Source organism: Aerococcus loyolae (assembly GCF_002871915.2).
Lineage (GTDB): Bacteria > Bacillota > Bacilli > Lactobacillales > Aerococcaceae > Aerococcus > Aerococcus loyolae.
On record NZ_CP126958.1, the window covers coordinates 1,461,993 to 1,488,447 of the forward strand.

Here is a 26,455-nt window from a genome sequence, read left to right on the forward strand (position 1 = left end):
TTATGATTCCTCCGTGCTTACTTATTTTTGATAGAGAGAGAGTAAAATTTTATTTCTAGTTGCGGCTAAGACGTCTTCTTGAAACTGGCTTAGTGAGATGGCCGGTTGCAAGTGGCGCTGCCAAAGCGGATGATCTAATAGTTCATTTAATGCCTGGTCAAAGGCTGTTGGATCCTGATAATGGTCGAGTGTCTCCATCAAGGCCTGCTCATATAAACTGGCCTGGTCCAAACTTTTGGCTCCTTTGACTTCAAAGCGCAAGTCAGCCAAAAAAACATCATCCTGGTCTTGGGTCTGCCACTGTAATTGATCGAATAAGTCCTTGGCATAGTCCTCCCAGAAAGCCAAGCTATCGCCATCGGAGCCGTCCAGGCGATAGTGGAGGCGCAAGACATAATGTAAGCCCTCTGCTCTTGCCTGGTCCACCTCAGCTTGGTATGCTTTTTGGAAAAGTGCTTGCAAATCACTGACCCCTTGAATTGGGGGCGCAATCGCTTGGTGGACTTTAAATTGCCAATCAGTCGTTTCGATGCTTTCAATGATTGGATCCCTTCCCTGTTCAAGCGAGACGAGGACCCCACCTTTAGGGCCAGTTTCTTTGAAATGGGTTCCTTGGATATTTCCGGGATAGACGATAGGTGTATGCCCGGATAATTGTTGGGCTGCATGAATATGCCCCAAGGCCCAGTAGTCATAAGCTAATTGTTGTAAATGACTTTTTTGAAAAGGCGCATAGTGGTCTTGTTGGCTATTTCCCTGTCTTTCCTGGCCATGAAACATGCCAATATGGTAGTCAACATGATTATAACGCTTAGGAAAATATTGGCTATAATCTTCCCTTAACCAGCGTTTGGGGTAAGAAAAGCCGGTAATAGCCACCTGGTCACCCCTAGCGCTAGTAAACTCTAGGGTAGTTACCTGCCGAGGGAAGACTCGGGTAGAGGCTGGCAAAGCCAGGTGTTTTTCTTTTTGGCTCTTATAGTCATGATTGCCAAACAAGATAAAAGAGGCGATGCCTGCCTGGTCCAAGCGCTCCAAGCCCTTAACGAGGGCAAACTGTTCTGCCAAGGTCCCCTCAGGACTATCATAGAGGTCTCCTGCTAATAAGACACAGTCAACCTCCTCATTGATGGCAATGTCGATCAAACGATTGTAGGAGTCAATGGTCGCTTGCCTTAAGGCTTGGTACACTTTATGGTTTTGTTTTTTTATTTTTTTCATTGTTTGACCTAGATGCAGGTCAGCCGCATGAACAAAGCGTAACAAGTCATCGCACCCTTTCCTTATTGATACTTCCCTAGTTTATCATAATTTAACGGGCTTTGTCGCAAGATTTATCGGTGAATTCAAGGCGATAGGACCTCAGCAATTGCTCACCAGAAAATATTTTCAAAATAAAAAAATAGCCACCTCAAAGATTTGAGGTGACTAGAGGCTTAATTATTCGCCATCCTTATCTTCTGAACTGAGTTTGGTTGCTTGGTTAGCACGGTCATAGATCTCACGAATAGGACGACCAACCGCTTGGTTAACATCTTCAACGTATTGGTTGAGTTGTTGTTCTTTTTGCATTAACTCACTTAAGACTGCATTGTTAGCCAAGGTTTTTTGCATGTCTTCAGCTTTCTTAACATCTTCTTCACTTAACTCTTGGCCTAATTGCATCTTAGTTTGGACGCTGGTTTGGTAGTTTCTAAAATTAATATAGAGTTCACGTGCTTCGTCATCATTAAGAAGCTTATCCATCGCCTCACTTAAGGCGTCATAAGCGTCTAATTCGCGAATATCACGTTCTAATTGGTTAATGGTATCGTAAATATTTGCCAAATTAATCTCTCCCTTATATGTTTTTTTCAATATACCATGGATAGGATTGTTTTTAAAGTATTTTACTATCCAAGCCAATTCAGTGCCTGAATGGTAAGCCTAAAGTAAACCTCTGAAATAATCGAAGAGGTTTCGCCCACCATCAATAATTCGGTTGATTACGTCTTCATTGTCTGAATTGGAGTGAGGTGATTGACTAGCCTCTTCTCCGTTATTATATTCAAAGCGATTACCATATTGCTTAGCCGCTGATTCGACGGAAAAAGCAGTTCCAGGACTATTAGCAAGGATTCCTTGGAGGATGGTATTGAAACTAGAGTGGGAATTGACTCCAGAGTAGGCAGAAATATAATTTTCCGAAGAGGTCTGATCAAAACCAAACCAGGAAGTCACTACCACATCAGGGGTATAGGCGACAAACCATTCATCGTTATAGCCCGCTGCATTGGGATCATCCAAAGTCAATTCAACTGTCCCCGTCTTCCCAGCTACTTGGTAACCCGCTGGTTCAGCTTGAGAGCCGGTATAGTTTCCATCATAAACCGCTAGCATCATACTGGTCATTTCCTTAGCAACACCTTGAGACATGACCGTATTTTGCTTAGGACTTTGTTCCTTAACCACTTCTTCACCATTAGGTCCGACAATTTTTCGAATAAAGTAGGACTCAGAACGTTTCCCATTATTAGGAAAGGCTGTATAGGCACTGGCTAGCTGGATAGGTGAAACCCCTTCCGTCAAGCCCCCTAAGGCACTAGCTAAGGAGAGGTCCTTATCCGTATAGGGAATTCCGAAAGCATCGAGTTTCTTCATGGCTGTATTGACCCCCACTTGGTCCATCAACCAAACTGCTGAGGTGTTTTTACTTAGGGCCAAGGCTTCCCAGAGCGGCAAGTCACCATTCGATTGGTGGTTCCAGTTTTCAGGCCTGTAGTTGTCACTCCCGTAAGAGCGGACTTCATCAGGGACTTGGTCATTCTTAGAAAAACCGTGTTCTAAGGCTGGAACATAAACATTTAAAGGTTTGAGTGTCGAACCCGGTTGCCGCTTCATTTGGGTAGACCGGTTAAAGCCCCGGAAGTGATAATCGCCCACGCCACCAACACTGGCTAAGACACCGCCATTATAGGGGTCTAGAGCAACGGTCGCACTTTGCGAAGCCTGACCATTATTATTAGTTGGGAAGAGTTGCTTATTCTCATAAGCTGCCTCTAACTGACTTTGGTAGGTGGGGTTAAGATTGGTATAAATCTTATAACCACCGTTCATAACCTCTTCCTCGGTCAAGCCAAACTTATTGATCGCTTCTTCTAAGACGCTGTCGAAATAATAAGGGTACTTGGATTGGTCACTAGCCACCGGATTGTTCATTTGAGGCATAACTGTAGCTTGGGCATTTTGGGCCTCAGTTTCACTGATAAAGTCATTATTACTCATCAGAGAAAGCACCAAATTACGGCGTCCTTGAGCTTCTTCATAATTATCAATCGGATTATAGAGGCTGGGCCCCTTCAAAGCTCCGGCCAGAACTGCTGCATTAGGTAAATTAAGGTCAGCGGCATGGGTACCAAAGTATTTTAAGGATGCATCTTCTACCCCATAGACCCCATTACCAAAATAGGTATGGTTGAGGTACATTTCTAGGATTTGATCCTTTGAGTATTTCTTCTCTACTTCTAAGGCAATAAAGAGTTCTTTAAACTTTCTCAGCAGGCTCTGCTCATTAGTTAAGAAGGAATTCTTCACTAATTGTTGGGTCAGAGTGGAGCCCCCACCAACCACATTTCCGCGGTGAACCACATAGCCCACCATAGCCCGACCGATCCCGATAATATCAAAGCCAGGATGTTGGTAAAAGCGCTTATCTTCAGTGGATATGACAGCATTTTGAATATTAGGTGAAATCTGATTTAAGGACACATAAGTTCCGCGTCCGTCAGCCATTTCCCCAACGGCTTGGTCAGATTGGTCATAAATCTCAGTAGTCATTTGGAGACGGGCTTGTAAGTCATCGACATTCGTCATCTTTGCCCCAACCACTAAATAAGATTCGAAAATAAAGATGATCAAGAGGACAAGAAAGATTAGCCACTTAGTTAGACGAAATTTCTTCCAGTAGTGACTCAGAAAGGCTTTGACCTTGTCAAACCACGAACTTTCTTGCTGTTCTCCCTCATTCATATCGTTGCCCCCTTTCAAGTATTCAATTCATCTTACTACAGTTTCTTCATTAATATTTATCCTTGAAGCGATATTTAAATTTTCTTATTTATCATTTAATCTTTTTTTAAATTTGCTAACTTATCATGTTCATAGCTATGGGTGAGTTCTAAGTCATTAAAGGCCTGTTGACGAAGTACTTCATAAATACAAATCGCTGCACAATTGGATAAATTAAGGCAGCGGACATGGGTATCATCCATAGGCAGACGCAGGCATTGGTCTTCATGCTCATGCATAAAGGCTTCCGGTAGACCCGTAGTTTCCTTACCAAACATGAGGAAGATATCTTCGCCCCGCTCTTTATGGGCCATGTAGTCAATATCGGTATAATTCTTGGTAGCAAATTTACTGATCAAATATAGAGGTCGTCCATCCAGATAGTCCATAAAGGCCTTCAAATCGTCATGGTAGGTAATGTCTAGGGCATCCCAATAGTCGAGACCCGCCCGCTTTAAGTGCTTATCATCCGTTTGAAAACCCAAGGGTTCGATTAAGTGCAGGTGGGTATCAGTTGCCGCACAGGTACGAGCAATATTTCCGGTATTGGCTGGAATTTCTGGTTCAAATAATACAATATGGTTTGTCATTAAAATCTCCTCTTCACAATATTCTCATCCTATCTATTATACCCCTAGCTGGATGATTACGAAACTAAGACTTAGAAACAGGAAAAAATCGCTTAATGTTCAAAAAATGTTCGCATTTTATCCCGATAAAGGGTAGAATAGGGATAACTTATTCTAATTATTGCTCAAAATACCAAAGGAGGAAAAAGAGTGGCAAACTTAAAGCAACGGATTCTTGAAGATGGTAAAGTGTTTCCGAACAACGTATTGAAGGTTGATTCATTCCTCAACCACCAAATTGATCCTAGTGTCATCAGTGATATTGCTGATAAAATCATTGCTCACTATCAAGGTCGCGAAATTACTAAAATTGTTACCGTCGAAGCTTCTGGAATCGCACCATCGATTATCATCGCCGAAAAATTAGGGGTTCCTATGGTTTTCGCTAAGAAACAACAACCATCTACCCTCAAAGACCAAGCCGTGTATGGGAGTAACGTACATAGCTACACCAAGGATACCGATAGTTTTGTGATTATCAGTAAGCAATACTTAGGTCCAGACGATAAGGTTCTGATTATCGATGATTTCTTAGCCAATGGTGAAGCTGCTATGGGACTCATTGATATTGTTAACCAAGCCCAAGCTGAAGTAGTGGGTGTAGGGATCTGTATTGAAAAATCCTTCCAAGATGGTCGTCAACGCATCCTCGATGCCGGCGTTGACCTCTATTCAGAAGTGCGGATCGCCTCTCTATCCAACGGTAAAGTCGAATTCGCCGAAGGGCACTAAGAAAAAAGTGTGACGGGTGCGCCAAAGATCGATAGAGCTATGCATACTATATCTGTAACTCGCTGACGCTTCGAACAGCTATAGCAACTGGAACTAAAGAGCAAAAATTCTCGAAGAGAATTTCTTGCACTTTAGTGAAGTGGAGGTCGATCTGCACCCGGAACACGTTTAGAGGGTGAAGTAGCCACATCAAAAGGCGCTTATCTCAACTTTTATTAAAGAAAAGAGACAGGAGAAAAAATTCCTGTCTCTCTTTTTTTGTATTCACTTTTTCAAAGCTAGTAATTGCGCCTGCTATTCGGACACGATATTTTGCGGATCATCCTTGAGGTAATGATAAATATTATCAAAAGCGATTCTAGCTAATTTTACCATGGCTTCATCGGTTAAATAGCCCACATGGGGTGTTAGTTGAATATTCTTGGCATGGAGAAGTGGGTAATCATCTGCCAATGGCGGTTCACTATCAAAGACATCGATCCCTGCCCCAGCAATCTTCTCATCATTAAGGGCTTGGGCTAGAGCTTCATTATCCACAATTGGGCCCCGGGCCACGTTAATTAAGACTGCCGATGATTTCATTTTCCCAATCATTTCTTTAGAAATCATGCCTTTGGTTTGGGGGTTATTAGGCAGATGAATGGAAATAATATCACTTTCAGCCATCACTTCTTCTAGACTATGGTATTCAATTCCTAAAGCTTTAGCTTCTTCTTTTTCGCTACGGCTATAGGCGATCAAATTAGCCCCAAAAGCCTTAAAGAGAGCAGCTGTCGCTAAACCGATCGAGCCGGTTCCGATAATCCCAACCGTTTTGCCAGCAATTTCCCTACCTTGGAATACTTGACTTAATTGGCTGCCTTTTCGGGTTTCTTGGTCATTGGCTTGGAGATGACGGTAGAGCGCTAAAGTTAGACCAAGCGATAATTCAGCCACGGCTTGGTTGGCGTAACCGGAGGCATTGTTAACCATAATGCCTTTTTCTTTGAGAACATCCATGGCCACATGGTCAACTCCGGTAAATGCGACATCCACTAATTGAGTATCCTCTAATTTGGAGGCTACTTCCTCAGGGAAAGGGGTAGAATCAATAATCAGGATTTCCGCCCCTTCTGTCCGCTTAGCCATCTCTTCGGGATCAGTAGTCTTCTCCTCATAATATACAAAGTCATGTCCTGCCTCAATTAAGGGCTGGGCCAATTCATCAATTAATTCTTTTGCTACATTTAAAGGTTGGACACTAACGATTTTCATCAAAAGACTCCTCTCTTCATTCAGCAAATACTTTCTTATAAATTATACTTATCCTCATAAGCGTCTAGGGTGAGGCCATCATGGTTGGACATGAAACGCTCTTCCGACCTATCCCGGTAATTATCCATCACTTCCTGGAAAAGTTCAGCATTAGTTGGTGGGGTCCAAGAAATCGCATCGGCCCCGGCCTCAATGACCTTTTTAATATTTTCTTCGGATTTTCCACCGGTAGCAATAATAGGGATATCAGGAAATTGATCACGGACCCGTTTAACTAATTCCACGGTGTGCCGGCCATTGGCAACATTGAGAATATCTACCCCACTATTTAACTTGGAAAGCAAGTCATATTCTGAAATCACGGTAGAAATAATTGGGGAATCGATCCGGTCCTCTATGGCTTGGATAGTTTCGATTGGCATAGGGGCATTACATACCACGCCTAGAGCTCCTTCTGCTTCTGAAAGCAAGGCAATTTCAACACTCCGCATCCCCTGAGTCTTGCCCCCACCCACGCCAGCAAAAACTGGTTGGGAAGCGACTTGTAAGATCGCAGAAATAATGCTGGGATGAGGCGTAAAAGGATAGACCGCTAGGATGGCGTCAGCATTCGAGTAAGTAATAGTCGCGACATCGGTAGAAAATAGTAAGGATTTAATGGTACGACCAAAGATTTGAATACCGGGCGCCTCTTCAATCACTTCTGGCACCATAATAATATCTTTTCTTAAAGCGGAACTGACTTTTTTGATAACTTTCTTTTTGCCTTGTTCTTTCATGGCTACCTCTCATTTCATCTTTTTCTTTTACAGCCATATTTTAACGATTACTCAAGCTTTCGTCAAAATAATTTCCTTGTTCATTCAGTTGTCAGATGATTCTAACTTCATTGCAAATAGACTCATGCGTTCATCAAAATATGTTACAGCGTTTTCCCCCTTTTGTATGACTGTCGCACTCTCTACAAAAAAAGAGGCGGCTAATGTTAGCCAACCTCATGGGGAGACAAAATATAATTAAGAGGATTTAGAGATCGCTAGGAGGTCTTCATTGGCTAAAGTCGTTCCACTTTCTCTTACAGCGGTGATGGCTTGGTAATCTCCAGTATTGGTAATGATTTCCATCACTGTGGGGTCATAGCCAGCAGACTTAATACCTTCAATATCAAAAGTTCCTAGGAGGTCGCCGCGTTTGACCGCTTGACCTTGGCTGACTTGGGAAGTAAAATACTGACCCTGTAAGTTCACGGTATCAATACCAATATGAATCAGGACTTCCACTCCATTATCCCCCGTTAAACCGTAAGCATGCTTGGTGTCATAGGCCACTGTCAAGGTTCCATCTAGGGGTGAATAGACCTTACCATCGCTTGGAAGAATGGCAATCCCCTTGCCCATCATTTCTTGAGAAAAGACAGGGTCATCCACTGCTTTTAAGGCTTTGACTTGGCCACTAGCGACTGCAGGTAAAACTAGGTCAGCTTCAATACCTGAGCGATCAGCCTGACTAGACTTACTTGCCGCAGCTTCTTCAGCTTGGAGGGCTGCTGCTTCTGATTTTTCGGCTTCTTTATTGGAGTATTTTCCATAGAAGAAGGTTAGCAAGAAAGCTGAGATAAAACTAATAGCAACTCCGACTAAAAAAGGGATCCAAGAATTCGAATCAATAGAAATAATGCCAAGGAAACCGGCTGAGCCTAAGGAGACTGCCAGTACATGGAAGAAGCCTAAACAAGCTGAGGCGATCCCAGAAGCAATCATGGCACAGTAGAAAGGATAACGTAATTTAAGGTTAATCCCAAAAATCGCTGGTTCAGTAATCCCGAGTAAGGCTGACACTGAAGCTGAGGAAGCAACTCCTTTTTGTTTTTCATTATGGGTAATCACCATCACCGCTAAACAGGCAGCCCCTTGAGCGATATTCGCCATAGATGCCACTGGGAAGATAAAGGAGCCTCCTGTTGTGGCTTGGTTAGCAATTAAGGTGGTTTCAACGGCAGGGAAACTTTGATGGAGGCCTGTAATCACGATTGGTGAATAGAAGAGCCCTAATATCCCCATCCCTAAGGCCCCAGTCGCTTCATACAGCCAGGTCAAGCCATAGGTTAAGGCGTCTGATACATTCCGCATCACTGGTCCCACAATGGCAAAGGTTAGAAAACCAGTGATAATGATGGCCAACATGGGAGTAAAGGTAAAGTCAAAAGCCGGATGGATATGGTCGTGGAAGAAGTTCTCTAAACGGGCCAAAATCCAAGCGACTGCTAAGACAGGCAGGACTTGGCCTTGGTAACCTGCCTGAGCAATTTTAAAGCCAAAAATGTCCCAATAAGGCATTTCTCCAGCCGCGGTTACTGTGGCAACCTCATAACCACTCACTAAGGACGGCATCACCATGGCCATCCCAATGGCTGCTCCTAGAAAAGGATTGCCACCAAAACGCTTGGTCGCTGAGAACCCCAGAAGAACTGGTAAGAAAGTAAAGGGTGCTCCCGCAATAACCCCTAGCATACCAGAAAGGTCAGCAATAACAGCTGATCGTTCGACAAGTGCCACACCTCCAAAAGGTGAAGTTAAAAGGTTATTTAAGGCGAGAAGCAAGCCCCCTGCGACTAAGGCCGGCAAGATTGGTACAAAGATATCCGATAAAAGTTTGGTCAACTGCATGAAGGGATTACTTTTTTCTTGGGATTGAGCCACAGCTTTAATGTCTTCGGTTGAGGCTTCTTGGACGCCAGTGATTGCAGTGAGTTCCTTATAAACCTTATCTACATCGCCAGTTCCAATGATGATTTGGTACTGACCGTTCACTTCAAAGGTCCCTTTGACCCCTTCGTTATTATCAATCGCTTCTTGGTCAACAGCTTGACTATCTTTTAAAACTAAGCGTAAGCGGGTTGCACAGTGAGCAGCAGCAAGGAGGTTATCCTTACCAAGTGCGTCTGCAATATCTTGAGCAACTTGTTTGTGATTCATGATCGGTCTCCTTTCAGGTGAAAACGCTTTTACACTTAATATCTTAGCAGTATTTCTATTTATGTCAATCGTTTAACAGAATAAATTTTAAAAATGTTTTTCTGCTAGTGTCCAAAGTACTTATAATTATGAAAGCGTTTGACATAATTCTGGCTTTTTCTTATACTTACTGTAAAATAAGCACTTGATTTTAGATCAATGATAAAGAAAGGAAGCTTATCCATGACACAAGATTCCAAATGGACGCGGCAATTGCGCTACCAAGCCTATGAAGACTGGTCGAATGACTATCTGGATCAGCTAAAAGAAAAAGTTGCCCACAGCCCTTGGCGCCAACACTACCACATCCAACCAGAAACGGGTTTACTCAATGATCCCAATGGTTTCTCCTATTACAATGGTCGCTGGCAGCTTTTTTACCAATATTATCCTATGGGACCGGTTCACGGGCTCAAGTCCTGGTACCACCTCTCCTCCAAAGACCTGGTCCACTGGGAGCCCCATGGTCTTGCCCTAGCACCCGATTCTTTCTATGATAGTCACGGAGTCTATTCAGGATCTGCCCTCCCCGTGGATGACCAGCTCTTCCTCTTCTACACCGGGAATGCCCGCGATAGTGACTGGCAACGTCATCCCTACCAGGTCGGTGCCTGGATGGATAAGGACTATCAATTCACTAAAATCGACCCACCTCTCATTGAGGCGGTGGAAGAAGGCTATACCGATCATTTCCGTGATCCCCAGCTCTTCCCCTACCAAGACGGCTATCTGATGATACTGGGTGCCCAGTCGGAAGACCTTAAAGGCCAGATTCTAGTCTACCAAAGTGACAATCTTAAGGACTGGGAATTTCTCGGTCCCTTAAAATTAACTAGCGGAGAGAGTGCCTATATGATGGAATGCCCCAATTATGTGAAAGTCGATGGGAAAGACCTGCTAATCTTTTGCCCACAAGGTTTAGACCAAGATGAACTCAAGTATCAAAACATTTACCCCAATACTTATTTGTCGTCCGAGGCCATTGATTGGGAGAATTTGACACTAGATGAGCCTAGTTCTTTGCAGCATCTTGACGATGGCTTCGATGTCTATGCCACCCAGGCCTTTAACGCGCCTGACGGCCGGGCTTTAGCCGTGTCTTGGCTAGGTTTACCAGACCTGGCTTATCCTGATGCTGACTATGGCTGGACCTCGGTCTTAAGCCTTGTCAAGGAACTCCACTTTGACCAGGGTCATCTCTACCAACGACCGGTCGAAGAAATGGAGAGTCTGCGCCAAACCCCTATCGCCATCAAGGAGACGCTAGAATCAGGTCAATCCTGGACCTATGATCCCGAAGACAATGCCTACGAAATAAACTGTTCATTGGCCGCTGACTCCAAACTTAACTTTCTGGTCATGAGTGATGATCAAGAAGCTGCCGCCCTTCACATTGAGGTGGATGTCCCAGCAGGCAAAGTCAAGGCAACACGGACCGACCAGGGCGAACTCGTCAACCCTGAATACGGCCAAGTCCGGGAAAGTCACTTTACAGGCGGAGAAGAGCTCCAGTTGCAAATCTTTATCGATGCCTCTTCCTTCGAAATTTTTGTCCAAGACGGCTATAAAGTCCTTAGCGGCAGAATTTTCCCCAAAAAGGGACAAAGTCAGCTTATAATAAAGGGAAGTGGTCGTTTATGGGGAGAGATCTACCCCCTAGAAACTATTAACAAGTAAAGGAGTGCTGGTCATGGCGATTACCCTAGCCGATGTGGCTAAAAAAGCCGGGGTGTCAGCAACGACTGTTTCCCGGGTGATTAATAATTATGGCTATCTCAGTGAGAAGACCATCAAAAAAGTCCGCCAAGCCATGGAGGAATTAAATTATCAGCCCAATGCCTTAGCGCGGTCATTACAAGGTAAAGGAACGCAATTAATTGGTCTGATCTTTCCTAGTGTGGCCCACCCCTTCTATGGGGAATTAGTGGAAGCCTTGGAAAGCTGTTTTTTTGAAGAGGGCTATTACACCATCCTCTGTAACTCAGCCAATAATAAGGAAAAAGAACGCCACTATTTGCGCATGCTGGCTGCTAACCAGGTGGACGGTATTGTCGCTGGGGCTCATAATATGGGAATAGAAGAATATCATCACTATCAAAAGCAAGTCGTCTCCTTTGACCGCTATCTTTCCGAAGAAATTCCCATTGTTGGTAGCGATAACTTCCAAGGGGGACAAATGGCGACAGAAATGCTGGCCCTCCGCGGAGCCAACAGGATCGGAATCTTTACCGGTAGTCAAAAATCTGCCTCACCAACCAACCAACGTTTGGAAGGTTATCTCTCTGTCATCGAAGCCCAAAAGCTGAGTCCCTATGTTTACCAGCTCCAAGAACAGCGGTCGCCTAAAATAGCCGCCCAACACATTCAGAGTATCCTGAAAAAGGACCAGCTGGATGGAATTTTTTGTACCGATGATCTCACTGCCCTTCTCACTTTAGATGCGGCCAAAGACTTAGGACTCCAGGTCCCCCAAGATTTAAAAGTGGTTGGCTACGATGGTAGTCGTTTCATCCAAAAATACCATCCTGAACTGTCCACTATTGTTCAACCCATCCAAGATTACGCCAACCTGATCGCTGACCTATTAATTAAGAAAATTAAACAACCATATAGCGATCTTAACCGCAATTACCAGCTACCTGTGTCCTTCCTACAAGGCAAAACGTGCTAGCAAATAAAAAAATGAGCTTTACCCCGGACTCGGAAAAGCTCATTTTTTATTTATCTAAAAAGGGAGGTAGTCTTGGAGCTCGGCAACTACCTTTTCTAAGTGCCCCTGGTAGGAAACTTGACCAATCTTAAAGCCGATAAAATAAGGGCTAGCAATGAAGCGCGGGAAAACCTTACAATAATAGCGCCCGCCTAAAGGATAGAAAAAGAGATTGTAAGACCCGCTCCGTGAACTAAAGTCATCCGTCAAAATATAGGTCACAATGCTTTGGACCGCGTCTGCAAAGTCATCCAGCTGGTCGAGATCAGCGATCGAGACATTAAATTCAGTCATTCCCATAATTGGTTGGGTAGACAAGGTAACGGTGACATCCCCCTTTTTGCCGACTTCTAAGCCCTTAAAGGCATCTAGATCAATTTCTTCATAGCCATCCTTATCCTTCAGCCCCACAATCTGTGAGTGAGGGTGGCGCAAAGAACCGCCGGAAAGTGGTCCATAATTTTTAAATAAGAGGACACTCTCAAATTGGTCGTCTCTCATCATGTCTAGCCAACAATCAAAGGTGAAACGAAAAACTTGGCGGTTTTCTTCCTTACTATAGGTAGGAGTATCGGCCCAATGCTCCTGGGACTCAATCACCAGGGTTTGCACTGTATCATCCAGAGTGCGGTATTTATTCATAAGCCAAATCTTATCATCTTCTTCACGGAAGATATTGGTTAGCGTCTCGCGATCACAGAAGGGGCAATAAGCCCCCTCATTGCGATAGTTTTCCGGTTTTTGCGCTGCAATTTCCTTATGAAAAATCAATGGCTTTCCCATAATGACAACCGCCTCCTTTATAATATCCATTGTCATTATCGCATATTTTTGAGGGATTGCCTAAGAAAAGCTTAAGTCGTAGTGGAAAAATTACTCTAGAAAACCAATTCTTCTCTTACTCACTATACTTTTATCAAAATAAAATTAAGCTATTGTTAAAGATAAAAAGCGGGTGTAGACTTATTTCTAAATAACTAAAGAATCATGGATACGGAGGTTCACTATGGAAACAATCGACCAATTAGCTGCTATCGAAGAAATTAAACAATGTAAGGCCCGGTATTGGCGGGCAATTGACAGTAAAGATTTCGACCTACTTCGAACAGTATTTGCTGACGATGTCACTTTTGATACGTCATTGGTAGCCCATGACCCCATCAAGGGCCAACATCCACTCATCCCCCAAAAAACCACTCCTTCAACCTCGTGTGAAGAAATTATTAAAAACGCTAAACGCTTAATGGGTGAGCATGTACAAAGCGCCCACATGGGACATATTCCTGAAATTGAAATCACTTCAGACAATACGGCCCACGCCTACTTCCCCTTTGAAGACAGGGTAGTTAACCTCGGAGTATCGGCCTTTATTGGTTATGGCTACTATGATGATTATTTCGAAAAGATCGACGGGCAATGGAAAGTTAAAAACAGTAAAGTCTACCGTTACCGAGTTGTCTTTGACGATTTATTGGATTAAAAAAGTGCTCCAAGCGCGTCAAAGGTCAGAAGCAATGAAAAAAGCGTAAGAATTTTGACCCAAGCTCATTCTAATTTTTATCTATAAGTATACAAAAAAGCAGAACAAGATCTGATTATCTTCAGTCTTGTTCTGCTTCTTTTGTCTAGTGAGCTTTAAGTCAAGTGAGTATCATCCTAGTTAGCGATTAATCTTCCTTATTGTTTTTGACTAATAAGGCACCACTACTTAGTAGTAATGAAGCAATAATCACTGTCATGGCTGATGTCACTTCTGCACCTGTGGCTGGTAAGCTCGCTTGTTTGTTTTGACCATCTTGTTCTTTATTTGTAACCGATTCATTGTCCTTGGTCTTGAATGAATTGTCTGGATCAGCTTGCCCTGGAACTTGTGGGGCTGGATCACTAGGTTGGTTTGGAACTTCTGGTCTTGGCTCAGCAGGTACATTCGGTACTTCTGGTGTTGGATCACCTGGGACAGGTACTTCCGGTTGATTTGGTTGACCTGGTTTTTCAGGGTCACCCGATTCAGGTACTTCCGGTTGATCTGGTTGACCTGGTTCTTTAGGTTCACCTGGGACAGGTACTTCTGGTTGGTCTGGTTGACCTGGTTCTTCAGGTTCACCCGGTTCAGGTACTTCCGGCTGGTCTGGTTGACCTGGTTTTTCAGGATCACCCGGTACACTTGGTACTCCTGGTTTTGGATCGCCAGGTACCTTAGGCTCGCCTGGTTTTGGTGTATCTGGTTTGTTCGGAACGTTTGGTGTTGGGTCTCCTGGGTTTGGTGTTCTTGGAGACTCTGGGCATGGTTTGCAGCATGGGATTTCAATCTCTTCCGTGGTGTGGTCTGAGAAGATGATGATCAGTTTACCTTGGCGGTTGTAGATCTTCTGTACGCTGCGGCCATCCTTACCGTCCTTGCCGTCTTTACCATCGCGGACGAAGTGACGACTGGATTCCTTGCCTTGGCCGTCTTTAACGATTACCCAAAGGCCGGATTCACCTTTTTCATTCTTACCTGGAACGGTTTCGAGGCTTGATGAAGCGCCGTCTTTACCGTCACGGACGAACTCACGGGAAACTTCATTGCCGTCGCCGTCGAAGACAATAATCCATTGGCCAGATTCACCGCGGCTGTTCTTGCCTTCTTCCACCTTAACAGATGGGGTCTTGCCGTCGCGGATAAATTCACGGCTTAATTCATTGCCCTTGTCGTCGGTAATGATGACCCAAACGCCTTCGTTGCCTTGGCTATCCTTACCTTTTTCGGTCCGGATGCGTTCGGAACGGCCATCTTTACCGTCCTTACCATCGCGACCATCCTTACCATCTTTGACAGTCGTGGTTGTGGTCGTGCCATCTGGATTCTTGATGGTAATGGTATGGCTGCCGTCACCGTTGTCTTTGACGCTAACTTCTGGGGACTTACCGTCCTTGCCATCTTTGACAGTGGTGTTGGTGGTGGTGCCGTCTGGGTTCTTGATGGTAATGGTGTGGCTGCCGTCGTTATTGTTTCGAATAGAAACTTGTGGAGACTTGCCGTCCTTACCGTCTTTACCATCGCGGCCATCCTTAACGGAACCTTCCGCTACAGCAGGTTGACTGGTATCTGGCTTGCCAGTCTTAGGATCTACTGGGTAGAACTTAATCGTGGTCGTGCCGTCTTGACCCTTCTCAACAACTGGGGCAAAAGTCTTACCGTCGATACCGTCTCTGACAGTCGTGGTTGTGGTCGTGCCATCTGGATTCTTGATAGTGATGGTATGGCTACCGTCGCCGTTGTCTTTCACGCCGACTTCTGGTGTCTTGCCATCCTTACCGTCTTTAACCGTGGTCGTGGTGGTCGTGCCGTCTGGGTTCTTGATGGTGATGGTGTGGGTGCCGTCGCCGTTATCCTTAGTGGTGACTTCTGGAGACTTGCCGTCCTTGCCATCTTTGACAGAGCCTTCTGCAACAGGTGCATGTGTGGTGTCTGGCTTACCAGTCTTAGGATCTACTGGGTAGAACTTAATCGTAGTCGTGCCATCTTGGCCCTTCTCAACCACTGGGGCAAAGCTCTTGCCATCGATACCGTCGCGGCCATCTTTACCATTCTTACCGTCTTTGACAGTGGTTGTGGTTACTGTGCCACTTGGATCCTTGATGGTGATGGTGTGGGTCCCGTCACCGTTGTCCTTGCTGGTGATTTCTGGAGACTTGCCGTCTTGTCCATCTTTCACATAGCTTTCATGAACAACAGCGCCGGTTTCAGGATCTTTGACAATAATCTTAGTGCCGGCTTGGTTGCCAGGGGTGTTTGGATCGAGGTCGTCGACGCGGCTGGCTTCAACGACTGGCGACTTGCCATCCTTACCATCCTTCACAGTGCCTTCTGCAACAGCTGGTTGAGTGGTATCTGGCTTGCCAGTCTTAGGATCTACTGGGTAGAACTTAATGGTGGTTGTGCCATCTGCACCCTTCTCAACCACTGGCGCAAAGCTCTTGCCGTCGATACCGTTCTTACCGTCTTTACCATCCTTACCGTTGACGCCATCTTTGACGAAGGTTTCGCTGATGACCTTACCGGTTTCTGGATCTTTAACCGTAATCTTGGTACCTGGTTGATTGTCTGGAGTATTTGGATCGGCATCTTCAACCCGAGTGCTTTCAACAACTGGTGACTTACCATCCTTACCGTTCTTAACAGTAGTGGTAGAGTTCACGCTGCCGTCTGGGTTCTTGGTTGTGATGGTATGAGTGCCATCGCCGTTGTCCTTCACTTCGACTGTTGGGGACTGACCGTCCTTACCGTCGCGAACGAACTGGGCAGATACGACTTCATCGTCGGTGAACTTGCCGTCGTTGTTCTTATCGAAGTAGTTGATGATCCAACGTCCTGGTTCGCCGGCTGCATTTGGTCCTTCAACGACGGTGGTGTAGGCAGATTTGCCGTTTGCTCCGTCTTTGACTGCACCTTCTGCAACAGCTGGTTGGGTCGTGTCCGCTTTACCGGTCTTAGGATCAACTGGGTAGAACTTGATAGTCGTTGTGCCATCTTGACCTTTTTCTACAACTGGTGCGTAGCTTTGGCCATCCTTACCGTCTTTGACAGTGCCTTCTGCAACGGCTGGTTGGCTGGTATCTGGCTTGCCAGTCTCTTTGTTGACTGGGTAGAACTTAATGGTGGTTGTGCCATCTGCACCCTTCTCAACAACTGGAGCAAAGGTCTTGCCATCGAGGCCGTCCTTACCGTCTTTACCATCTTTAACGAAGGTCTCATTGATGACCTTACCAGTATCTGGGTCTTTAACAGTGATCTTAGTACCTGGTTGGTTATCTGGGGTATTTGGATCAGCGTCTTCTACGCGGCTCGTTTCAACGACTGGTGCTTTCCCATCCTTACCATCTTTGACCGTTGTGGTAGTGCTTGTGCCATCTGGGTTCTTGATGGTGATGGTGTGGGTCCCGTTGCCATTGTCCTTAGCAGTGACTTCTGGAGACTTGCCGTCCTTACCGTCACGGACAAATTTAGCGGAAACGACTTCATCATCGGTAAACTTACCGTCACCGTTCTTGTCGTAGTAGTTGATGATCCATTGACCTTGTTCACCAGCTTCGTTTGGTCCAGTGACTACCGTCGTGTAGGCAGATTTACCGTCTTGACCAGCTGCACCCTTAGCGCCGTCTTTAACTTCGCCAGTGGCCACAGGTTCTTGACTCTTATCAACCTTACCTGTCTTAGGATCGACTGGGTAGAACTTGATGGTCGTTGTGCCGTCTTGGCCTTTCTCAACAACAGGCGCATAGGTCTTGCCGTCGACACCATTCGTGCCGTCTTGACCTTTCTCACCCTTGTCACCTTTAGCCCCGTCTTTAACGGTTGTGCTTGTGGTCGTGCCGTCTGGGTTCTTAATGGTGATGGTATGGCTCCCGTTGCCATTGTCCTTAGTGGTCACTTCTGGAGACTTGCCGTCTTGGCCGTCCTTAACGAAGGTTTCACTAATAACTTTACCAGTTTCTGGATCTTTAACGGTGATCTTAGTCCCAGCTTGCTTGCCAGGGGTGTTTGGATCAAGGTCTTCCACCCGTTCAGTTTCAACGACTGGGGCCTTCCCGTCTTTACCATCTTTCACAGTACCTTCTGCAACAGCTGGTTGACTTTCATCAGCCTTGCCGGTCTTAGGATCTACTGGGTAGAACTTGATGGTGGTTTCGCCGTCTTCACCCTTAGTCACAACTGGAGCGTAAGTCTTGCCGTCTTTACCATCGCGAACGAATTGAGCAGACACGACTTCATCGTCGGTAAACTTGCCATCCGCGTTCTTGTCATAGTAGTTGATGATCCAACGGCCAGGCTCGCCGGCTGCATTTGGTCCTTCAACAACGGTGGTGTAGGCGGACTTACCATCTTTGACAGAGCCTTCTGCCACAGGAGCTTGGGTCGTGTCAGCTTTACCGGTCTTAGGATCTACTGGGTAGAACTTGATGGTGGTGGTGCCGTCTGCGCCCTTCTCAACCACTGGGGCAAAGCTCTTACCGTCGTCACCCTTAGCGCCATCTTTGACTTCGCCAGTGGCAACTGGGGCTTGCTTGGTATCTGGCTCACCAGTCTTAGGATCTACGGGGTAGAACTTAATGGTGGTTGTGCCATCTGCACCCTTAGTGAGGACTGGAGCGTAGGTCTTGCCGTCAGCGCCATCTTTGCCGTCCTTACCATCGCGAACGAATTGGGCAGATACGACTTCATCATCGGTGAACTTGCCGTCGCCATTCTTATCGAAGTAGTTGATGATCCAGCGGCCTGGTTCATTGGCTGCATTTGGTCCTTCAACAACAGTAGTGTAGGCAGACTTGCCGTCTTTTACTGCACCTTCTGCAACAGCTGCTTGGCTGGTGTCTGGCTGACCGGTCTTAGGATCTACTGGGTAGAACTTAATCGTGGTTGTACCGTCTGCACCCTTCTCAACAACTGGGGCGAAGGTCTTGCCGTCAGCACCGTCTTTAACTGTTCCTTCAGCAACAGCTGGTTGATCAGTATCAGCCTTACCAGTTTCTGGATTCACTGGGTAGAACTTGATCGAAGTGGTGCCGTCTTGGCCCTTCGTTACAACAGGAGCGTAAGTCTTGCCGTTTTGGCCGTCCTTAACTTCTGTTTCACTTGGAGTTCCGTCAACGACATTGCCTTGTTCATCACGAACTTGTGGGGTCACCTTGATGATCACACCATCGTTAGCATCGTTACGACGCGTTTCAATCTTAGGACTGAGGCCGTCTTTACCGTCCTTGCCATCCTTCACCTTGCCTTCTGCAACAGGGGCTTGGGTCGTGTCTGGCTGTTTAGTTTCTGGGTTAACCGGGTAGAACTTGATGGTGGTTTCGCCGTCTTTACCTTTTTCGAGGACTGGGGCGAAGGTCTTACCATCTTGGCCATCCTTGACGGTTCCTTCTGCTACGGCTGGTTGCGTAGTATCAGCCTTACCTGTTTCAGGGTTGACTGGGTAGAACTTAATAGAGGTTGTACCGTCTGCGCCCTTCTCAACAACTGGTGCATAGGTCTTACCGTCCTTACCGTCTTTCCCATCTTTACCGTTGCGGACAAATTGGGTTGAAACAATTTCGTCGTCGGTGAACTGACCGTCGCCGTTCTTATCGAAGTAGTTGATAATCCATTGACCTGGTTCACCGGCTGCGTTTGGTCCTTCAACAACCGTGGTGTAAGCGGACTTACCGTTGACACCATCTTTGACGGTTCCTTCTGCAACAGCGGGCTTACTTTCATCAGCCTTGCCGGTCTTAGGATCGACTGGGTAGAACTTGATGGAGGTTGTGCCATCTTCACCCTTCTTAACGACTGGGGCATAGCTCTGACCGTCGTTACCGTCTTTGACAAAGCTTTCGCTAATAACATTACCGGTTTCTGGGTCTTTAACCGTAACCTTGGTGCCTGGTTGATTGCCTTCAGTTGTTGGATCAGCGTCTTCTACGCGGGTCGTTTCCACAACTGGGCTCTTACCATCGGTCCCCTTGTCACCTTTTTCACCCTTTTCGCCGTCTTTAACGAAGCTTTCGCTAATAACATTGCCGGTTTCTGGGTCTTTAACCGTAACCTTGGTGCCTGGTTGATTGCCTTCAGTTGTTGGATCGGCGTCTTCTACGCGGGTCGTTTCCACAACTGGGCTCTTGCCGTCTTTGACTTCGCCAGTAGCCACTGGGTCTTTGGTCTTGTCGGCTTGGCCATCTTTAGCAGCTGGGTAGAACTTAATGGTAGTGACACCATTGTCGCCCTTTTCAACAACTGGGACGAAGGTCTTGCCGTCTGCGCCGTCTTTAACTTCGCCAGAAGCAACTGGATCTTTGCTCTTGTCAGCTTGGCCATCTTTACCAGTTGGGTAGAACTTGATCGTTGTCGTACCATCTTGACCTTTTTCAACAACTGGGGTAAAGGTCTTGCCGTCTTGGCCGTCCTTCACGGTGCCTTCAGCGACAGCTGGTTGACTTTCATCAGCCTTGCCAGTTTCTGGGTTCACTGGGTAGAACTTGATGGAGGTAGTGCCGTCTGCGCCCTTAGTGACAACCGGAGCAAAGGTCTTACCGTTTTCGCCGTTCTTACCGTCTTGACCTCTCTCACCTGGGTCACCTTTTTCACCCTTGTCGCCTTTAGCGCCGTCTTTGACTTCGCCAGTGGCAACTGGGGCTTGTTTGGTATCTGGCTCGCCAGTCTTAGGATCGACTGAGTAGAACTTGATGGTTGACACGCCCTCTTGACCCTTAGTGATCACTGGAGCGTAGGTCTTACCGTCCTTGACTTCTGTTTCAGTTGGGGTACCGTCAACAACATTACCTTTTTCGTCACGAACTTGTGGGGTCACCTTGATGATCACACCGTCATTGGTATCGTTGCGGCGGGTTTCAACCTTAGGCGTTAGGCCGTCTTTACCGTCCTTAACCTCGCCAGTTGCGACTGGGTCTTTCGTTGTATCTGGTTGTTTAGTCTCTGGGTTAACAGGGTAGAACTTGATGGTGGTCTTACCATCTGCGCCCTTAGTCACAACAGGTGCAAAGGTCTGACCGTCGATCCCGTCTTTAACGAAGCTTTCGCTGATCACATCCTTGGTTTCTGGGTCCTTGACAACAATCTTGGTCCCTGGTTGCTTGCCTTCAATACTTGGATCAGCATCTTCTACACGGCTGGTTTCAACGATTGGAGTCTTCCCATCTTTAACTTCACCCGTAGCGACTGGATCTTTGCTCTTGTCGGCTTGACCCTCTGCATTAGCTGGGTAGAACTTGATGGTGGTGACACCGTCTTTGCCCTTCTCAACAACTGGAACAAAGGTCTTACCGTCTGTACCGTTCTTGCCGTCTAAGCCTTTCTCACCTTGGTCACCTTTTTCACCCTTGTCGCCTTTAGCCCCGTCCTGGACTTGGCCGGTGGCTACTGGTTCCTTGGTCGTATCAGCTTTACCCTCTGCATTGGCTGGGTAGAACTTAATAGTAGTTACGCCATTGTCGCCTTTTTCAACGACTGGAACGTAAGTCTTGCCGTTTTCGCCGTTCTTGCCGTCTTTAACTTCCGTTTCAGTTGGCGTACCGTCTACGACATTGCCTTGAGCGTCACGAACTTGTGGGGTCACCTTGATAATGACACCATCGTTGGTATCGTTACGGCGGGTTTCAACCTTAGGCGTTAAGCCGTCCTTACCGTTTTTCCCATCCTTAACTTCGCCAGTTGCGACAGGTTCTTGGGTCGTGTCTGGTTTCTTAGTTTCTGGGTTGACAGGATAGAACTTGATTGAAGTTGTGCCGTCTTCCCCCTTAGTGATAACAGGTGCATAAGTCTTCCCGTCTTGACCTGGGTCACCCTTGTCACCTTTAGCGCCGTCTTTGACTTGGCCTTCAGCGAATGGTTGCTTAGACTTATCAGGTTGGCCCGTTTGAGGATCCACTGGGTAGAATTTGATGGTGGTGACGCCGTCTTTGCCTTTTTCAACGACTGGCGCGTAAGTCAGTCCGTCATTGCCCTTGTCGCCTTTTTCACCGTCTTTAACGAAAGTTTCGCTTAAAGTTGCGCCGGTGGTTGGGTCCTTGAAGGTCACCTTAGCACCTGGTTGGTTCCCGTCTGTGTTTGGATCAGCGTCGTCCACACGAGTGGTTTCAACAAGAGGGCTCTTGCCGTCTTTACCAGGATCACCCTTGGCGCCATCTTTGACTTCGCTGGTCACAGGGTCACCAGTAACCACTTCACCCTGTTCATTGTATGAACGTGGGGTCAGGGTAATGATCACGCCATCGTTAGCTGGGTTCCGTTTAACATCCACTAATGGGCTTAAACCATCGCGGCCATTTTGACCTGGGTCACCTTTCTCACCCTTGTCACCCTTCACGCCATCTTTAACAAAGCTTTCGCTGAGGACTTCTTTGGTGACTGGATCTTTAATGGTGATTTTGGTGCCTGGTTGGTTGCCGTTTTCCTTAGGATCAGCGTCGTCCACACGGGTTGTTTCGATGAGTGGCGCCTTGCCGTCCTTACCGTCGTTAACTTCACCAGTTGCGACAGGGTTTTGACTCTTATCGGCTTCTCCTGTTGGGGTAGCTGGGTAGAACTTGATGGTAGTGACACCATTTTCGCCCTTCTCTACAACTGGGACAAAAGTCTTGCCGTCAGCACCGTCTTGGCCTTTTTCGCCTTGGGCACCTTGAGCACCAGTTGCGCCGGTCGCGCCAGTTTCACCTTTCTCACCCTTTTCGCCATCTTTTACGACACCTTCAGCGATTGGCTTTTGAGCCTTATCTGCTGTGCCATCTTCCTTGGCTGGGTAGAATTTAATGGTAGTTTGTTTCTTAGGCTCATCACGCTCAACAACTGGAACGTAAGGCTTGCCATCCGCACCCTTTTCACCTTGGGCGCCGGTTGCACCTGTTTCACCCTTTTCGCCGTCTTTTACGATACCTTCAGCGACAGGGTTTTGGGTCTTGTCAGCTGTACCATCGGTATTAGCGGGGTAGAATTTGATGGTTGTTTGTTTGCCGGCCTCGTCGCGTTCAACCACTGGAACGTAGGACTTGCCGTCTGCACCATCTTTACCCTTCTCACCTTGGGCGCCGGTTGCACCTGTTTCACCCTTTTCGCCTTGAGGACCTTGGATACCTGGGTCACCTTTTTCACCTTTAGCCCCATCTTGGACTTGGCCGGTTGCGACTGGTTTTTGTTTGGTATCTGCATTGCCATTCTTGTCAGCAGGGTAGAACTTGATGGTAGTTACGCCGTTGTCGCCCTTTTCAACAACAGGAACATAGGTCTTGCCGTCAGTCCCAGGAGCGCCATCTTTGACTTCGCTAGTGGTTGGCGTCCCGTTTTCAGGTTGACCTTGGGCATTGTAGTGGCGTGGCGTTACGGTGATGATAACCCCATCGTTAGCGTCATTACGACGAACATCAACCAGTGGGCTTAAGCCGTCACGGCCATCCTTACCTGGAGTACCTTGTTCACCTTTTTCACCTTGGTCACCCTTAGGACCTTGAGCGCCGGTTTCACCCTTAGGACCCTGTGGACCTTGTGGACCTGCTTCGCCTTGAGGACCACGTTCACCATCTTTGACAACTCCTTGGGCTACTGGATCCTTACTTGTATCAGCAGAACCGTCAGCCTTGGCTGGGTAGAACTTGATGGTGGTTTCTTTCTTAGCTTCGTCGCGGCTTACAACCGGAACGAAAGATTTACCATCTTCGCCCTTGGCACCTTGAGCACCTGTTGCGCCGGTAGCACCAGTTTCACCCTTAGCACCGTCTTTACCGTCTTTAACGACACCAGTTGCGACAGGGTTTTTAGTCGTGTCAGCCGTACCGTCAGTTTTAGCTGGGTAGAACTTAATAGTAGTTTCTTTCTTAGCTTCATCGCGGTCAACGACTGGAACGAAGGTTTTGCCGTCTTCGCCCTTTTCACCCTTGGCGCCTTGTGGTCCGGCTACGCCTGGATCACCTTTGTCACCTTTTGGACCTTGAGGACCGGCTACGCCTTGTTCGCCCTTTTCACCACGTGGACCTACTGCACCAGGTTCACCCTTATCGCCTTTTGGTCCAGCGACACCAGGTTCACCTTTGTCACCCTTAGCACCGGTCTCACCTTTAGGCCCTTGTTGGCCATCATAAACAAAGGTTTCGTTAAGAGTTCTTCCACTTACTGGATCGATTACAGTAACCCTTGTTCCTGGACGGCCATCTTTAGTTCCACGTTCGGTTGTAATCTTAGGAGTACGTCCATCACGGGGAACGATGGTCTTGCCTGGGCGACTAGTGCGATCGCCGTCACGTACAACAGCGGAGATTGTTTCTCCTTCTTTCAATGGAGGAACATCAGAAATTTGAAATTCACCATCAGGATTGGTACGTGTTTGGTAAGTTTTATTACCAACTGATACGGTAATAGTCTTGTTTGGTTCAGCTGTACCACTGATTGTAGTGTCACCTGATAAACGAGGGTTAACTACTGGTGGCTCAATTGGTTGTTTTTGACCTTCAGGTAGGCCAACACCAATCAAAATTTCAGCGTCCACGACTGGTTTTTCTACCTCAGTTCGTGAATCAATCTCACCTATATCAATTCCCTTGTAGGTGCGAATTGTTTTAGTCGTTTTACTAATACCATCTTCACCACGACGTACTTCTTTACTTGATCCTACAGGTAATTCAGTAGTTGTTTTATAAATGGTTTGGAATCTAACTGGAACTTTTTCAACTTTTTTACGAGTACCGAAGTTAGCATCTGGATTTAAGTCACCTTGTTGGATACGAGTGTTATAGAAATAGTTACGCCGTGTTTCAGGGTCAACGTCTCCCTTTTGATCAGACTGATTAAACATTCCGATAGTTGCTTTATAATCTAACTTACTATTCCAATCCTTAACAGGAACAGAAAAATTAAATACGAGTGAATTATTTTGTCTAGCATGTTGATTGGCTAATGCATATCCAGCCTGGATTGATAGCCCAGTATATCCAGTTGCCGCACCTTTCTTCAATTGAAAATTCCTAGGTTTTAAAAATTTATTTCCTGGAACAACAGTAGTTGTCCCCGTTATGCCTCCCGCAGGAACAGCAAATCCTTCACCTAGATCAATACCAAAACGAGCGTTGTGTTCTTGTGACCCTAAACCTTCTAGCCCGTTAGGTCCGACATTGTAAGTTAATTCAAAATCAACTTTATTGGCTGCTCGATTGGGGATAGCTTTCAAAGTGTAACTAGCAGGTGCTCCACCTGTCCCCCATACAATCCCATCACCCTTATGAGTAATCGGCGTATTCGCATTTCCTAAGGCAACAGGGGCTCCACCAACTCGCACTTCACTTGGAGTTTCAGGTGCTGCATAGAAGGCAAAGCCTGTGCGGCGTTTATCACCTGCGTATTGGACGCCGGCCTTGGAGACTTCTTCCATCAACTGGCGACCGTTGCTGACTTTAGATAAGTCAACATTCTTAACGATACCGTCGATTTCTTCGTCGGTGTAGATGTCCTTGAGTTCTGTTCTAAGAGCTTCTTGAGGATTGGCTGCCCCTAAGATTCTCTTAGCTAAACGGTCGAGGCCTGCATCACGGGCAGCTTCTGCAGAAGCACCTGGGATTTCAGCACCTTCAGCTGCCGCATAGTTTCCTGCTTGGCTTTGAGGCGTTTCTTTTTTAGATTTGTCTGACAATTCACCCACTTCTGGGGAGGCAGTGTCAGCTGCTTTTTCTTCTTTGTTTTCTTTAGCCTGGTCAGCTTCAGCTGGGGCTTGAGCCTTGTCTTCAGCTGCTGAATCTTCTGTTACTTCTTCAGTCTTAGCTGGAGTTTCCTCAACAGGTGTTACTTCTGCTGCTGGAACGACTTCAGCCGCTGGGGCTGGTTCTGTTTCAGCCTTATCACTAACAGAATCTGCCGGAGCATTCGCTTCAAATTTTTCTACATTTTCATTCTTTGCGGCATTTTCCAGTATGGCACTAGTATCAGCCGTAAGCGTGTGGGCAGAATCTGCTGGAAGTGAGGCTTCCTCTGTATGGACTTCATTAGCGGCAGCGCGAACTACCGAAGCGTCTCCTATAAAGAGTAAACCCACCGCAACAGCGACTGAGGCCACTCCTATATTCAAACGTTTAATGCTGTAGCGGTAATAGCGATTGCTATTTTTCTCCCGTAACAACTTAAAATTATTTTTTCCAACCATTTTTTCAACTACTTTCTCTATAGCTAGCTAATTAACGTAACATTTTCTATTGGCTCGGGTGACAGTAAAACTTTCACCCTGCCAGTTAAGCAAAAAAATTTAAGGTTTACTAGGTCAATTAGGTATTTTTAATAAAAAAACATTTTTGTACTCAAATTATTATTTTATAAAAAAATCGATAAATCGCCAAATAACAGCGTTTATCGATAGTTATATAAATTTTATTTAATAATCGTAAATATCTGATGTACAATTTATTGCATTTTTTCAACCGGATTGAATGTCCTTTAATATAGAAAACATGTAATAATTTGTACCATTTATTATAAAAAACATATAAATCGCCTACATATTGAGACGCTGATATACATATTTGTACTTATCAAAATACAATCAACAGGTACAAAAATAATG

The 26,455-nt window shown here is 46.2% G+C and carries 13 protein-coding genes; 4 read left to right on the forward strand and 9 right to left on the reverse strand.

All coding sequences use genetic code 11. The features are described 5' to 3' along the window. Positions 1-21: 21 nt before the first annotated feature. From CJ190_RS06585 to trmL, 4 genes are all read right to left on the reverse strand, one after another. Positions 22-1,266, reverse strand: a complete 1,245-nt coding sequence (locus CJ190_RS06585; RefSeq protein WP_064292943.1) for a metallophosphoesterase family protein — start codon at positions 1,264-1,266, stop codon at positions 22-24. 174 nt (positions 1,267-1,440) lie between these two features. Then, the gene (locus CJ190_RS06590) at positions 1,441-1,827 is read right to left on the reverse strand and encodes a YlbF family regulator (RefSeq protein WP_013669338.1); all 387 of its coding nucleotides are present in this window, start codon (positions 1,825-1,827) and stop codon (positions 1,441-1,443) included. 99 nt (positions 1,828-1,926) lie between these two features. Beyond that, positions 1,927-4,008, reverse strand: coding sequence for a transglycosylase domain-containing protein (locus tag CJ190_RS06595; protein WP_101562077.1), 2,082 nt, complete (start codon positions 4,006-4,008; stop codon positions 1,927-1,929). A gap of 95 nt (positions 4,009-4,103) precedes the next feature. Beyond that, on the reverse strand, positions 4,104-4,637 hold the full coding sequence (gene trmL, locus CJ190_RS06600) for a tRNA (uridine(34)/cytosine(34)/5-carboxymethylaminomethyluridine(34)-2'-O)-methyltransferase TrmL (RefSeq protein WP_064292945.1): 534 nt from the start codon (positions 4,635-4,637) through the stop codon (positions 4,104-4,106). A gap of 189 nt (positions 4,638-4,826) precedes the next feature. Here trmL and CJ190_RS06605 point away from each other — a divergent pair, with 189 nt between their 5' ends. Beyond that, on the forward strand, positions 4,827-5,408 hold the full coding sequence (locus CJ190_RS06605; protein ID WP_064292946.1) for a xanthine phosphoribosyltransferase: 582 nt from the start codon (positions 4,827-4,829) through the stop codon (positions 5,406-5,408). Between the two features lie 294 nt (positions 5,409-5,702). Here CJ190_RS06605 and CJ190_RS06610 read toward each other — a convergent pair whose 3' ends face one another. The 3 genes from CJ190_RS06610 to CJ190_RS06620 all read right to left on the reverse strand — a co-directional run bounded on the left by CJ190_RS06610 (position 5,703) and on the right by CJ190_RS06620 (position 9,637). Beyond that, entirely contained in the window at positions 5,703-6,662 is a 960-nt protein-coding gene (locus CJ190_RS06610; RefSeq protein ID WP_064292947.1) for a 2-hydroxyacid dehydrogenase, read from the reverse strand. Positions 6,663-6,697: 35 nt separating this feature from the next. Then, the gene (locus tag CJ190_RS06615; RefSeq protein ID WP_064292948.1) at positions 6,698-7,441 is read right to left on the reverse strand and encodes a hypothetical protein; all 744 of its coding nucleotides are present in this window, start codon (positions 7,439-7,441) and stop codon (positions 6,698-6,700) included. A gap of 237 nt (positions 7,442-7,678) precedes the next feature. Further along, positions 7,679-9,637, reverse strand: a complete 1,959-nt coding sequence (locus CJ190_RS06620) for a sucrose-specific PTS transporter subunit IIBC (RefSeq protein ID WP_064292949.1) — start codon at positions 9,635-9,637, stop codon at positions 7,679-7,681. A 222-nt stretch (positions 9,638-9,859) separates the two neighbouring features. On the opposite strand from CJ190_RS06620, the gene CJ190_RS06625 reads away from it, so the two are divergent. Both CJ190_RS06625 and CJ190_RS06630 read left to right on the forward strand, forming a co-directional pair. Continuing rightward, positions 9,860-11,353, forward strand: coding sequence for a sucrose-6-phosphate hydrolase (locus tag CJ190_RS06625; RefSeq protein ID WP_064292950.1), 1,494 nt, complete (start codon positions 9,860-9,862; stop codon positions 11,351-11,353). Positions 11,354-11,366: 13 nt separating this feature from the next. Next, complete coding sequence (locus CJ190_RS06630) at positions 11,367-12,347, forward strand: LacI family DNA-binding transcriptional regulator (RefSeq protein WP_064292951.1); 981 nt, start codon at positions 11,367-11,369, stop codon at positions 12,345-12,347. A gap of 54 nt (positions 12,348-12,401) precedes the next feature. Here CJ190_RS06630 and CJ190_RS06635 read toward each other — a convergent pair whose 3' ends face one another. Then, positions 12,402-13,169, reverse strand: a complete 768-nt coding sequence (locus CJ190_RS06635; protein ID WP_064292952.1) for a DUF4931 domain-containing protein — start codon at positions 13,167-13,169, stop codon at positions 12,402-12,404. A 223-nt stretch (positions 13,170-13,392) separates the two neighbouring features. On the opposite strand from CJ190_RS06635, the gene CJ190_RS06640 reads away from it, so the two are divergent. Continuing rightward, a complete protein-coding gene (locus CJ190_RS06640) occupies positions 13,393-13,866 on the forward strand; it encodes a nuclear transport factor 2 family protein (RefSeq protein ID WP_064292953.1) in 474 nt (157 codons plus the stop codon). 187 nt (positions 13,867-14,053) lie between these two features. On the opposite strand, the gene CJ190_RS06645 is transcribed toward CJ190_RS06640, so the two are convergent. Further along, the gene (locus CJ190_RS06645) at positions 14,054-26,041 is read right to left on the reverse strand and encodes a collagen-flanked surface repeat-containing protein (RefSeq protein ID WP_101562078.1); all 11,988 of its coding nucleotides are present in this window, start codon (positions 26,039-26,041) and stop codon (positions 14,054-14,056) included. Between the last annotated feature and the right edge of the window lie 414 nt (positions 26,042-26,455).

Bases quoted from the DNA above. Each gene is read 5' to 3' on its own strand.
- CJ190_RS06630 (WP_064292951.1), top strand. From the start codon at position 11,367: ATGGCGATTACCCTAGCCGATGTGGCTAAAAAAGCCGGGGTGTCAGCA.
- CJ190_RS06625 (WP_064292950.1), top strand. From the start codon at position 9,860: ATGACACAAGATTCCAAATGGACGCGGCAATTGCGCTACCAAGCCTAT.
- CJ190_RS06640 (WP_064292953.1), top strand. From the start codon at position 13,393: ATGGAAACAATCGACCAATTAGCTGCTATCGAAGAAATTAAACAATGT.
- CJ190_RS06635 (WP_064292952.1), bottom strand. From the start codon at position 13,169: ATGGGAAAGCCATTGATTTTTCATAAGGAAATTGCAGCGCAAAAACCG.
- trmL (WP_064292945.1), bottom strand. From the start codon at position 4,637: ATGACAAACCATATTGTATTATTTGAACCAGAAATTCCAGCCAATACC.
- CJ190_RS06645 (WP_101562078.1), bottom strand. From the start codon at position 26,041: ATGGTTGGAAAAAATAATTTTAAGTTGTTACGGGAGAAAAATAGCAAT.
- CJ190_RS06620 (WP_064292949.1), bottom strand. From the start codon at position 9,637: ATGAATCACAAACAAGTTGCTCAAGATATTGCAGACGCACTTGGTAAG.
- CJ190_RS06595 (WP_101562077.1), bottom strand. From the start codon at position 4,008: ATGAATGAGGGAGAACAGCAAGAAAGTTCGTGGTTTGACAAGGTCAAA.
- CJ190_RS06610 (WP_064292947.1), bottom strand. From the start codon at position 6,662: ATGAAAATCGTTAGTGTCCAACCTTTAAATGTAGCAAAAGAATTAATT.
- CJ190_RS06615 (WP_064292948.1), bottom strand. From the start codon at position 7,441: ATGAAAGAACAAGGCAAAAAGAAAGTTATCAAAAAAGTCAGTTCCGCT.